Origin of the sequence: Aquilutibacter rugosus, assembly GCF_036541335.1 — a bacterium.
Taxonomy (GTDB): domain Bacteria; phylum Pseudomonadota; class Gammaproteobacteria; order Xanthomonadales; family Xanthomonadaceae; genus Aquilutibacter; species Aquilutibacter rugosus.
Genome location: NZ_JAZHBO010000002.1, coordinates 893,062 through 904,965, shown reverse-complemented (window position 1 = coordinate 904,965; position 11,904 = coordinate 893,062). Strand labels below are relative to the sequence as shown.

The following is an 11,904-nucleotide window of genomic DNA, read 5'->3' as shown; positions in this document are numbered from 1 at the left end:
AATGCCCGTCAAGTCAAAGCTGAACGGACATACTCTAAAATCCCCATCCGAATGGTTTGGGGCCGAGGTGGGTCAACAGCTGTTGGCGAGCGAGTCGCAGGCCCTGGAGTCCGTTTTGAGCGGGCAGCCAGCGGGTCCGTGGCTATGGATGGGATTGCCGGCAATCGCCTCGCCCAGCAGACCATACGGCATAGAATTGCACGGTACGGTTAGTTTCCTGAATATCGAGTCGGAGCCGCAAGCCGACTCATGCGCCGATTTTGCTGAATTTCCGCTGAATTCGAAGGCCGTTTCGGCGCCCGCCGAGCGCGTACCCCTGTTGCAGTTTGGTGGGGCGTTTCGCGGCGCGCTGCCATTGCCTTTGGCCTCCGACAGTCTCAACGCGGTAGTCATTCAGCACGTCACCGAGCTCGGAATCGAGTGGTCGCATCTGTTTCGTGAGGCGCATCGGGTGTTGCGGCCCGGTGGCGTACTATGGGTCAGCATGTTGAATCCCATTAGCCCGTTCCGCCTTCGGGCCCGAGCGTACGGCGTGCACTCCATGAGACCTGCACGGTGGCGGCAAGCATTAGTGACCGCGGGCTTTGGGCCTGAGGATATGGCGACGCGTTGGCTGGGACCGCATTGGCGATTGAGTTCGCTGACCTCACCCGATGTCGAGTTGAGGGCATTGCAGGACAGTACCCGAACCGAAACGCTGGATCGGTTCCGCGCCGTGTTGACAGTCACTGCGTGCAAACGCACGGTGGCACGTATTCCCGGAACGCCGGTTCGCTCGGCAGTCGTTTGGCAGCCTGCTAAACTGTCGACATGAGTTCGGATACTGGCGCGCCGCGCAAGATAGTTGAAATTTTTACCGATGGCGCATGCTCCGGCAATCCCGGTCCCGGCGGTTGGGGCGCGATCTTGCGCTTTGGTCCGCACGAGCGCGAGCTGCAGGGCGCAGAGCCAGACACCACCAACAATCGCATGGAGCTGATGGCTGCCATCGTGGCGCTTGAGTCACTAAAGGAACCTTGCGATATTGATCTGACCACGGACTCGCAATATGTGCGTCAGGGCATTACCGAATGGATGCCGGGTTGGATTCGCAAGAACTGGCGGACCGCCGCCGGGCAGCCGGTTAAGAATAAGGATCTGTGGCAACGACTATCGGCCGCCGCCGCGATGCATCATGTGCGGTGGCATTGGGTGAAAGGGCATTCCAATCATCCTGAGAATGAACGTTGCGATGCGTTGGCCCGTGATGCCATCACTCAAATGCGCGCGACGGCTTAAGGAGCACCCATGGCACGCCAAGTCGTACTTGATACTGAAACCACCGGTCTGGAATGGCGCAACGGCAATCGCATTGTCGAAATCGGTTGCGTTGAACTAATCAATCGCAAGTCGACGGGTCGCACCTACCATCAGTATGTTCGGCCGGATCGCGACTTCGAGGAGGGTGCGCAGCAAGTCACGGGTTTGAGCCTCGATTTTCTGGCGGATAAACCCGTGTTCGCTGAAATCGTCGATGGGTTCCTCGACTTTGTCGAAGGTGCGGAACTTCTGATCCATAACGCCAAGTTTGACGTTGGCTTTATTGATTACGAACTCGGATTGCTGGGTGATCGTGATCGCTACGGCTCGATCTCCGAGTTGTGCAAGATCACCGACACCGTGCGGCTGGCCAAGCAGACCGTGCAGGGACGTGTCAGCCTGGATGCACTCTGTAAACGCTTTGGTATCAGTACCGATGAGCGCGAGCGCATGGGCCACGGCGCCTTGCTCGACGCCCAACTGCTGACCGAAGTCTATCTCGCACTCACCAGTGGCCAGTCCGACCTTGGCTTTGATGTGGGGTCGACCAGCTCCCGCACGCAATCGGCTTATGCCAATGCCGATCAGAAGCCGCGTCCGCTGTTTAGCGCATCGGCAGCCGATCAGGCCGCGCATGATGTCGTGCTTGAACGGGTGCGCAAAGCAACCGGTGGCAATACCGTTTGGGATCGGCTCGCGTAAGCGCGGGTGCTTTCTTAAAGCTTTAGAACGATCACGGCGACTGCGTCTTCGGTGCCGGCTTCGAGTGATTCAAAGATCAGTGTATCGGCCATTTCCTGCGCCGAAATTTCCTTGTCCGCAAGAATTTCACGGATCCGTTCGGCGCCGACCAGGGTATGGACCGGTTCGCTGGCCAGCAGCACCCGCGAGTAATCTGCGCTCGGCACCACGCACTCGGCAATCGGCAAGCGAGCGGAGTCCGTCACACCCAAGGCTTTGGTGCGACTGCCGGCTGCCAGTTGTCCGCGTTCTGCGGTGAGCTCGCTTAAGGCATCCGTGCGGCGCTCAGTGGCGAAGGCTTGCGCTGCGCCGACCCAGTTCAGCACCAGACTGGGTCCTTGGCTCTGCAGCAGTAGACAGCCGGTGCCGCTGGCATGTCCGGTACCGCGCTTGGGTAGTGCATGAACGGCCTTATCGGCGGCGCGAATGGCCTGTTCGGCGTTCAGCCCTTGCCGCAAGTTGCGGCTTAATTCATCGCGTGCGGCCACGGCGGCAAACTCGGCGCTGCCTTCGCCGCCGATGCCGTCAAGAATCATCCAGGCGCCAAGTGCATTATCGCAATGATAGGTGCACAAGTTGCTGCCGTGCTGCGTGCCGGGATGGGCGAGGTGGCCAATTTCGATCATGTCAACGAGTATCGGGCAAGGCTTTGCATGCCGCAAGACTTGGCCGGGATTACTTCAAGGTAAATTCAGTCCGGAAACAGAAGTCATCCGCCAGTCCCGTCGTAGATGCACTGCTACCGGGCCGATCGTGTTATTCCCGGCCGCGTCAGTGAAATAGACGTGGCCAGATGCCTCCGGTCCGTTGGCGGTATTGAGCATAGGGCTCGCCAAACTCGGAAAGCATGAACTGCTCTTCGCGTCGGGATTTCACCGCGAATGAGGCCCAGACAATGAGCACACCCAGAATGGCGCGCACGTCGCCTACGACAATCGCGTTGCCGATAAACATCAGAATCAGCGCGGTATAAATCGGATGGCGCACGGTGGCGTAGGGGCCGTCGGTCACGAGCTCGTGATCCTGTTTGATCTGCACGTTAGCGCTCCAGTTGCGTCCCAAGGTGCGGCGCGCCCAGATGGCCAGGATCAGTCCGGCCAGCATCACCAGCACTCCGATCGCATACACCAGAGTGGTGTGAGGCAAGAACTGCTCGCGCAGCAGCGAGTGGCCGAACCAATCACCCGGTCCTGCAATTAGCACGATGGCAACGCCAAGCGGCAGCCAATGTCGCAAAAAGCGGGTGAGCCACGGTTCCGCAACGCGAGCCGATTTCTGGTTGCGCGACCGGATCCACCAGTACGCACAGAACACTAGCCACAGCGCAGGGACTGTGAGTTTTAACGCGTTATCTACGGTCATGTTTTATGCCTTACTCTGCCGCTGCATTCGGACGGACGTAGGGTCCCAGATAGGCGAGCCAGTCATTCTTGCTGAGGCTGACGCCTTGATTGCGCAGAATCATGTATGCAGCGGCCATGTGAAAATACACGTTCGGGATGACATAGTCGCGAACGTAATCTGCGCCCGGCAACATCGCGTGACGCGTCGGCCCCATGCCGATGCGCTTGTCGGTGGTCAGGATGTCCTCGCCGGCGGTAATGCCTTCGATTAGGGCCTTGGTTGCACTGATGATTTCCTTGGCTTGCGCTAAGGACTCGACACCGCGCGGCCAGTTGACGATGGGTTCGCCGGCGCTCCATTGAGCAAAGCCCTGAGCCGGTGTGCAGGCGGCCGTGATCTGGCTGCCGAAGTCCCACATGTCATCGGCTAATTTGGCGGAGAGCAGGGCCTGTTCGTTGCCGGCAAAGTGGGCAGCCCCCGCATCGACAAGGCGCTCAAGGACATTGAAGCGCGAAAGGAGCAGGGATTTGATTTCAGCAATGGTTTGCATGCGGGGTGTCTCTTGATAGAAATCGTTGGGAACGATGATGAAGTCTTCACGTTGCCTTTGTTATGGTCGAAATTCCATTGAAACTCCAATAGAGGTCAACAAAAATGGCTGAATCTTCAGGCAGCGGCAAGTGGATTGTGATCATCATTGTAGCGGTCGTCGCTGCATTGGCACTCTTTATGGCGATGCAGAAGTCCGACTCCGGTAGCGATATGCCGGAAAAGGTCGACGTCAAGATCGAAGCGCCGGCAGCGGATACCGCTCCGGCAAACTAAAGGTTTTCCCGCCCGCACATCCGTGTGCGGGCGTCGAACCCCCTCATCGGGAGGTTCATCATCCCCCCACCGCGATCAATAAAAAAGCCACCCGATGGATGGCGTTTTTTATTTGAATCTGGCGGGGAGGGGGGATTGAATGCGGTGCATCCTGCACCGCCCGCTCGCAGGAATGCTCGCGCAACCTAAAGGTTGTCCCGCCCGCACATCCGTGTGCGGGCGTCGAACCCCCTCATCGGGAGGTTCATCATCCCCCCACCGCGATCAATAAAAAAGCCACCCGATGGGTGGCGTTTTTTATTTGAATCTGGCGGGGAGGGGGGGATTCGAACCCCCGATACGCTATTAACGTATGCCTGATTTCGAATCAGGTACATTCAACCACTCTGTCACCTCCCCTGGAGGTGAGCCCGCTATTTTAGCGAACCAAACGGCCGGATGCAAGTGACTTATTTGACCCCGTGCATCATGCGGCGGAGCGCAGGTGCGAGTAGCAAGGCGACGATGGCGCAACCCACACCGATCCACAGCATCAGCGTAAACAGCTCGACGTATTTGTAGCCGGCTTCGGCCATGTTGACGGCCTGGCCATCGGGGATATCCAAGGCCGCAATCTTGCCGAACTGAGCGGCCAGCATTTCCGAGAAGGCAGTGGCCAGGAACCAGGTGCCCATCATCAGTGAGACTACGGTGGGAACCGACAGCTGCGTCACAGCCGACAGACCCACAGGCGAGAGGCACATTTCACCGGCCTCGAGAATCAGGTAGGCCAGTGCCAGCAACCATACGCTCGCCAGCTCGCCCGACGCGCCGGCACTATTGGCGGCATAGATCAGCGGGACGAAGGACAGACCGGCGAACAGCAAGCCCAGCGAGGCCTTTACCGGCTTGGACGGATTGAGGTTGCGCTTGTCGAGCCAGCCCCACAGGCCAGTGAACACCGGTGCCAGCAGGATAATGAACAGGGCGCCGAGGAAGGTCAACGATCCGGCCGTTTGCGGCAAGGTCAGCACATCGCGCAGCAGGAACACAATCATCAGCACCGAGGCGCCACCGAACAGCATGATTGGCAGCTTGGAATGGGGATTGCGATCCGAGACCTGTGCCGAAACCATGAAGGCCAACGGGGCCAGCAGCAAAGATGCAATCGACCACGGTGCATGCACGAAGAAGGTCGTCAGCTGCTCCATAAACGAACCCGTCATGCGGATCTCACCGGTTCCGGCTTGCACCAGCGACGGCACCAGATCCTTGGTCAGCATGCGATCGGTAAACGTCACCCATGAGCCGTAAGTCTGCTCATACAACGTAAAGAACACCAGCGTCATGGCAATCAGGGCCATTAGCGCAATCATCTGCTGGCGTTGAACGGGTGTGCAGCGCGTAGCGATGAACCACAGATACCAGGCAAGCACGGCAACCATGACAGCGATCATCAGCACTTTCGCCAGCGAGATTTCACCGCCGATTGCAAAACGCTGGTTGGCAACAGCGTAGAGCAGCAAGGCAATGGGCACGAGCCCGATGAAGGATGTCAGATAGATCAATGCCTCGCGCGGAATGCCGAGAACGCGCTCACGCAGCGATTGCGTATTGGGGGATTCCGCATGGCCATGCAGGTACTTTTGACCCCACAGGAACTGCAGCAGCCCAAGCAGCATGCCGATACCGGCCGCGCCGAAACCGTAGGACCAGCCCAGCGTCTGACCGAGATAGCCGCAGATGATCGAAGCGAACAGGGCGCCCAGGTTGATTCCGGCATAAAACAGACTGAAGCCGCTATCGCGACGCGGATCATTGTCGGCGTACAGCTTGCCGACGATCGTGGAGATGTTCGGCTTCAGGAAGCCGACGCCCATGATGATCAGCGCAAGCGAAACATAAAAGAAGCGCAGAGCGCCTTCGTCACGTGTGACGACGCCATTGACGACAGTCGCCTCTGAGCCCTCGATCGCCATGCCCGCATGGCCGAGTACCAGCAGTAAGCCGCCAAAGATCACCGCGCGGCGCATGCCGAGATAGCGGTCAGCCAGCAAACCGCCAATCACCGGAATGCAGTAAACCAGACCACCGTACGCGCCGAGCACATCGAGGCCGATCTTGTCACCGAATTTGTGATGCTGGATCAGGAACAGAAGCAGCAGAGCCTTCATGCCGTAGAACGAGAACCGCTCCCACATTTCAGTGAAAAAGCAGACGTAGACGCCCTTGGGTACGCCGAAGAGTTCATCGGCCACTTTGGTGCGGGGGAGTGCAATTGTGTTCATGAAAGCTATTTCGTTCAGATCAAGTGAGTATAGCCAGTGGTAGCTCGCTACGGGGTATTCAGGTGCGAATTTGGGACTATCATTAACGTTTCTGCCTGCTCTGACGAGTGTAAACATGAAGCAATCTTTGCTGTCTGCGGCTTTACTGGCCGGTCTATCCTTTCCGCTTACGGTTCTAGCTCAATTGGCGCCCCACGGTCTTCAGATCGAAGAGATGGCGACTATGGACCGTTATTCGTCTCCCGTATTGAGTGCCGACGGATCGGTTGTCGTGTTCAGTAAGCGCGTTGTGAACAAGGAAACGCTGAAGGCAAGCAGCAGCCTGTGGGTGGTTTCCACTAAAGGTGGCGCAGCGCGTCAACTGACCCCGTCCGATTGGAATGTCAATTCGCCGGCACTGTCATCTGACGGCAAGACCCTGTATTTCCTGTCGGCCAAGAGCGGCAGCATGCAGCTCTATTCGCAGCCCATGAGCGGCGGCGCACCGCAGCAGATCTCCAAGCTGCCGCTGGATGTCGGCGGTTTTGCCATCGCTCCCGATGGCAAGCAGATTGCTCTGACCATGGAGGCCTACGCTGACTGCACGGACGATCTGCAATGCACGGTCGATCGGGATAAAGCCAACGGCGAACGCAAGGCCACCGGCAAAGTGTTTGACCGCATGTTTATCCGTCACTGGGATGCATGGAACGAAGGCAAGCTCAATCGCCTGTACGTCGCGCCGCTTTCCGGCAACATCACCGATGCGCGCCTGATTGGTGCCTCGGTCAAGGCCGATACGCCCTCGCGTCCGTTCGGTGATCTCTCGGAAATGGCCTGGTCGCCCGATAGCCGCAGCATTATTTACAGCGCCCGTCTGGCCAATGCCGACGAACCGCTTTCGACCAACTTCGATCTGTATCAGGTCCCGGTCGAAGGCAATGTCGAGCCCCGCAATCTCACTGCATCCAACCCGGCCTGGGATACCGGCCCGGTCTTCTCGGCTGACGGCAAGACGCTGTACTACCGCGCCATGAAGCGCCCGGGTTTCGAAGCCGATCGCTGGCAGATTCGTGCGATGGATCTGGCCACCGGTGCCGTCCGCGACATCGCGGCCAATTGGGACCGCTCGGCCGACAGCCTGACGCTAAGCGCTGACGGACGCAGCCTGATCACCGCGGCCGGTGATGTTGGCGCGCAAAAAATCTTCCGTGTCGATGTGGTCAACGGCAAGGTGACTCTGCTGACCAAGGCCGGTACCGCCGGTAACGTCAGCATCGCGGGCAACACCATGGTGTACACCCTGAACTCGCTGAAATCCGGTGATCAGATCATGGCAGCGACGCCTTCGAACGGCGCAGCACGTGCCTTGACCCCGTCAGCTTCGGAGCTGTTGCCGGGCGTGAAGTTCGGTGATGCTGAGCAGTTCTCGTTTAAGGGCTGGAACAACGAAACCGTCTACGGTTATGTGGTCAAGCCGTGGAACTATCAGCCGGGTAAAAAGTATCCCGTCGCGTTTCTGATTCACGGCGGTCCGCAGGGTTCGTTTGGCGACGGCTGGTCGTATCGCTGGAATCCGCAAACCTATACGGGTCAGGGCTACGCCGCGGTGATGATCGATTTCCACGGCTCCACCGGCTACGGTCAGGCCTTCACCGATGCGATCTCGCAGCATTGGGGTGACCGTCCGCTCGAAGACCTGCAAAAGGGCTGGGCTGCTGCACTCTCCAAGTACGATTTCCTGGATGGCGACAAGACCTGTGCACTGGGCGCGTCCTACGGTGGCTTCATGGTCAACTGGATTGCCGGCAACTGGAACTCGCCGTTCAAGTGCCTGGTGTCGCACGATGGCGTGTTTGATCAGCGCATGATGGGCTACGCCACCGAAGAGCTCTGGTTCACCGAGTGGGAAAACGGCGGTTCGGCCATCGCCAATCCGGCCGCGTACGAAAAGTACAATCCGGTCAATCACACGTCCAAGTGGCGCGTGCCGATGCTGGTGGTGCAAGGTCAGCAGGACTTCCGCATTCCGGCCGAGCAGGGCATTGCTGCTTTTACTGCCTTGCAGCTGCAAAAGGTGCCGTCCAAGTTCCTGTACTTCCCCGATGAGAACCACTGGGTACTGAAGCCGGCCAACTCCATTCTGTGGCACCACACTGTGAATGACTGGCTGCGTCAGTACATCGGCAGCGGATCTGAAAACGCCGGCACCGCCAAGTAAAATTAGCTATACGTGTCAAACAAAAAGGTTCGCTCTTTTCGGAGCGACCCTTTTTCATGGGACTAACTACTAATGCGCTACAGCCACTGCGCTTTGCGGAAGCGGCGATACAGCACGATGCAGATCAGAGCCACAAGCCCGATCAAAACCGCGTAACTCCACTTGCCTTCGAGTTCGGGCATGAACTTGAAGTTCATGCCGTACCACGAGGCGACCAGTGTGGGAACGCCGAGTAGGGCAGCCCAGGCACCGAGGCGTTTCACCACTTCGCCCTGGTGCACGGTGACCAATGACAGGTTGGTGGACATGGCAGCCGACAGCATTTCACGCAAGGTATCAATGCCGTCGTTGAGTCGAATGGCATGGTCCTGCACGTCGCGCAGGTACAACTGGATTTCGTCGGTAATCAGTTCTTTGCGCAGGCGAGTCAGCTGCGAAATGATGTCCGCGATTGGCGCTGCGGCAATGCGCAGACGAGTCAGGTCCTGTTTGAGCGTATAGAGCTCACGGATCGTGTTGGGCTTAAAGTCCTCGGACAGGATGTCTCGCTCCAACTGCGTGAGCTGAGCACTGAACTCGTCCATCAGCGGCTGGAAATTGTCGACAATAAGGTCCAACACCACGTACAGACCGCCGGCCGTCCCCTGTGCCATGAGCTCAGGTTCGCGTTCAAAGCGTGCTCGGGCAGTGCGATACGACAGCGAGCTACCGTGGCGTACCGTCACCAGGAACCGTTTGCCGACGAAGAAATGGGTCTCACCGAATCGGACACGCTGGTCGACAGTCTGCGCCGTTTTGACGGCAATGAACACAGAGTCGCCGTAAGACTCGATCTTTGGACGTTGATGCGCAACCCGGGCATCCTCGACCGCCAGATCGTGCAGATTGAATTCTTCCTGCACTTTGCCCAGAACCAATTCATCGGGTTCGTACAGAGCCAGCCACACATAGCTGCCGTCTTCTACTGCGAGTACGTCGCTGATGGCCTCGAGCGTGATCGCCTCAACGCTGCCCTTGCCGTCATAGTGGTGACAGGCGATGACGCATTGGGTATTGAATTCCGTTGTGGTCCGATCGTTCATTTGCCCCATTGTACGGGACGGCACGCCAGATAGAGAGCGACATGAATCGGCAGTAGCAATGCAATCCAGTGGGCATTGCGTTGCGGTAGCAGGCTCCAGAATTCGAACACGGCAACCACGGGCAGGATCACATGCACCAGCAGCGAACTGACCTGCAACAAGCGCGGGTTTCTACGCCACCATGCCAACATCGGCAGCAGAGCCAGCGGGTTCATCAGCCACAGATTGCGGTTGGCGAAGGCAAAATTGTGCGCCGTGAACAGCCACAGATAGAGTAAGGTCGCGCCAAACAATGAGAACAGCAGCCAAATCACGGTGGCGGTGATGCCGAAGCCGCGCGGTGTACGGCGACGCAACCACAGCAGCATCGCACCGACCACGGCACCGACTAGCAACCAGTACAGCCATTGGAAATTCGGATCGGTGGCATCGGGGCGCAGCTGATGTTCGAGCAAGGTCTGCGTACCGGCAACGACCGGCTTGCCATCGACCTGCAAGTCAGCGAGTGCTGTGGCCAGTCGTCCCGGCACGAAACTCTCTTCCCAGCGGGACATGGGGCGGTCGGCTTGTGGGCCCAGGCCCAAGTCGAACAGATAGCGCATCCACAGGGCATCGTCGGCGAGGCGCACGGCTTCGGTGCGATAGGTCAGACCTTGCGAGCGCGATTCCAGTTGCGAACGCAACGCGCCGCCAAAGGCGCGGTCGACGGCATCGCGCACGCGTGTTGCGCAGTTGTCGGTGAAGTAGCGGTAGTCGTAAAACGCGTTCTGCGGTTGGGCGTTCAGGCGCAAGGCCTGATCCAGCTCGCGTGCGCGCTCGGGTGACAGGTTGAGCCACTGCATCTGCACGCCACGGCCTTCGGCACGATAGACCGACAGATCCTGCTCGGTGGTGAGCACTGCCAGCTGGTAACGCATTTCGCCGCGGGCAAAGCGACTGACAAAATCCGGTGCCGTCGGATCAAAGAATCCGAAGTTGTAGTTCAGTGACTCGCCGGTGACGGGGTCCTGGACTACCAGCGCATCGTGTCCGAACCGCTCCCAGAAAATATTGCCGGGTCGCATGGTCATCACGCCAATTCGTGGCGCCGCTGACGGTGCGGCGGCCAAACGTTGCGTGGGCGAGTCGGCTGCGATGGGTTCGGCGGCCATGGCATTGGCCGTCAGCAGCAAACCAAGGCAACAGCACACCACCCAAGTGGTCAGGCGACGCAACAGGCAATCAGTCATGCGGCAGGACGGACACGTTGAACGTATGGATGCGACGCGCGTCGGCCTGTGCGACACGGAACAGGAAGCGCCCCAGTGCCAGCTCTTCGCCTGCTTCAGGGATGTGGCCGATGGCATCAGTCACCAGACCGCCGATGGTGTCGTAATCGTCATCGGCAAAGGTCGAGCCGAACCGCTCGTTAAAGTCACCGATAGGGGTCAATGCATCGACTATAAAAATACCGTCGGCTTGCGCGGCGATCAGCGTGTTGGTGCCGGCGGCGTCATCGTGCTCGTCATCAATATCGCCAACGATCTGCTCCAGCACGTCTTCGATCGTAACCAGACCGGCCACACCACCATGCTCGTCAATGACGATGGCCATGTGGTTGCGCGACTGTCTGAACTCACGCAGCAGCACGTCGAGACGTTTGGATTCGGGAATCAGGACAGCCGGCCGCAGCAGCGAATGCACGGTGCCCGGACCGTTATCCGCAACCACGCCACGCAGCAGATCCTTGGCTAGCAGAATGCCGACAATGCTGTCCTTGTTTTCACTGTGCACCGGGAAGCGCGAATGGCCGGACTCGACCACCTGTTTCATCAGCGACAGAAACGGCTCGTCAATATCAAGTGAGACCATCTGCGAGCGCGCGACCATGACTTCGCCAACGGTGAGATCGGAGACGGCGATTGCGCCTTCCATCATGCGGAGCGTGTCGGCCTCGATGAGGGAGTTTTCCTGCGCATCGCGCAGAATTTCCACTAAGTCTTCGCGGGTGGAGGGTTCGCCGGAAAGGGCGTCACCGATACGCTCCAGCCAGGAGCGTTTTTCGGAATGAGAGTGACTACTGTCGTCCTCTGCCATAGCGGTAGATGCGGGTGCGTCCGATAGTTAGAAAGGTTATTTATACCATTTTGCCCGCAACTCCACGTGA

12 protein-coding genes and 1 tRNA gene are annotated in these 11,904 nt (G+C 58.6%); 5 read left to right on the top strand and 8 right to left on the bottom strand.

Going from position 1 to position 11,904, the window contains the following annotated elements; genetic code table 11:
* Positions 1-115 precede the first annotated feature (115 nt).
* Genes V3390_RS09735 through dnaQ form a run of 3 tightly spaced genes read left to right on the top strand, consistent with a single transcriptional unit; the run spans position 116 to position 2,001 of the window.
* Entirely contained in the window at positions 116-814 is a 699-nt protein-coding gene (locus V3390_RS09735) for a class I SAM-dependent methyltransferase (RefSeq protein ID WP_331704273.1), read from the top strand.
* A complete protein-coding gene (rnhA, locus tag V3390_RS09730; RefSeq protein ID WP_331689890.1) occupies positions 811-1,278 on the top strand; it encodes a ribonuclease HI in 468 nt (155 codons plus the stop codon). The genes V3390_RS09735 and rnhA overlap by 4 nt, the downstream gene beginning before the upstream one ends.
* A gap of 9 nt (positions 1,279-1,287) precedes the next feature.
* Positions 1,288-2,001: a DNA polymerase III subunit epsilon gene (dnaQ, locus tag V3390_RS09725; RefSeq protein ID WP_331704272.1), complete on the top strand. Its 714-nt coding sequence runs from the start codon at positions 1,288-1,290 to the stop codon at positions 1,999-2,001.
* A 14-nt stretch (positions 2,002-2,015) separates the two neighbouring features.
* Here the strand turns inward: dnaQ and V3390_RS09720 are convergent, their stop codons facing one another.
* From V3390_RS09720 to V3390_RS09710, 3 genes are all read right to left on the bottom strand, one after another.
* Positions 2,016-2,666, bottom strand: coding sequence for a hypothetical protein (locus V3390_RS09720; protein WP_331704271.1), 651 nt, complete (start codon positions 2,664-2,666; stop codon positions 2,016-2,018).
* 145 nt (positions 2,667-2,811) lie between these two features.
* The gene (locus V3390_RS09715) at positions 2,812-3,402 is read right to left on the bottom strand and encodes a methyltransferase family protein (protein ID WP_331704270.1); all 591 of its coding nucleotides are present in this window, start codon (positions 3,400-3,402) and stop codon (positions 2,812-2,814) included.
* Positions 3,403-3,412: 10 nt separating this feature from the next.
* Entirely contained in the window at positions 3,413-3,934 is a 522-nt protein-coding gene (locus V3390_RS09710) for a DUF1993 family protein (protein ID WP_331689894.1), read from the bottom strand.
* A 104-nt stretch (positions 3,935-4,038) separates the two neighbouring features.
* On the opposite strand from V3390_RS09710, the gene V3390_RS09705 reads away from it, so the two are divergent.
* Positions 4,039-4,209 (top strand): hypothetical protein, encoded by a 171-nt coding sequence (locus V3390_RS09705; protein WP_331689895.1) that lies wholly within the window; start codon positions 4,039-4,041, stop codon positions 4,207-4,209.
* A 308-nt stretch (positions 4,210-4,517) separates the two neighbouring features.
* On the opposite strand, the gene V3390_RS09700 is transcribed toward V3390_RS09705, so the two are convergent.
* A tRNA-Ser gene (locus V3390_RS09700) sits at positions 4,518-4,608 on the bottom strand.
* A gap of 50 nt (positions 4,609-4,658) precedes the next feature.
* On the bottom strand, positions 4,659-6,476 hold the full coding sequence (locus V3390_RS09695; RefSeq protein ID WP_331704269.1) for a peptide MFS transporter: 1,818 nt from the start codon (positions 6,474-6,476) through the stop codon (positions 4,659-4,661).
* Positions 6,477-6,591: 115 nt separating this feature from the next.
* Here V3390_RS09695 and V3390_RS09690 point away from each other — a divergent pair, with 115 nt between their 5' ends.
* Complete coding sequence (locus V3390_RS09690) at positions 6,592-8,676, top strand: S9 family peptidase (RefSeq protein ID WP_331704268.1); 2,085 nt, start codon at positions 6,592-6,594, stop codon at positions 8,674-8,676.
* A 77-nt stretch (positions 8,677-8,753) separates the two neighbouring features.
* On the opposite strand, the gene V3390_RS09685 is transcribed toward V3390_RS09690, so the two are convergent.
* The 3 genes from V3390_RS09685 to V3390_RS09675 are packed head-to-tail and all read right to left on the bottom strand — an operon-like array spanning position 8,754 to position 11,834.
* A complete protein-coding gene (locus tag V3390_RS09685) occupies positions 8,754-9,758 on the bottom strand; it encodes a magnesium and cobalt transport protein CorA (RefSeq protein ID WP_331704267.1) in 1,005 nt (334 codons plus the stop codon).
* Positions 9,755-10,987, bottom strand: coding sequence for a lipoprotein N-acyltransferase Lnb domain-containing protein (locus tag V3390_RS09680; protein WP_331704266.1), 1,233 nt, complete (start codon positions 10,985-10,987; stop codon positions 9,755-9,757). The genes V3390_RS09685 and V3390_RS09680 overlap by 4 nt, the downstream gene beginning before the upstream one ends.
* Positions 10,980-11,834 (bottom strand): CorC family transporter, encoded by an 855-nt coding sequence (locus V3390_RS09675; protein WP_331689900.1) that lies wholly within the window; start codon positions 11,832-11,834, stop codon positions 10,980-10,982. The genes V3390_RS09680 and V3390_RS09675 overlap by 8 nt, the downstream gene beginning before the upstream one ends.
* Positions 11,835-11,904: the final 70 nt, after the last annotated feature.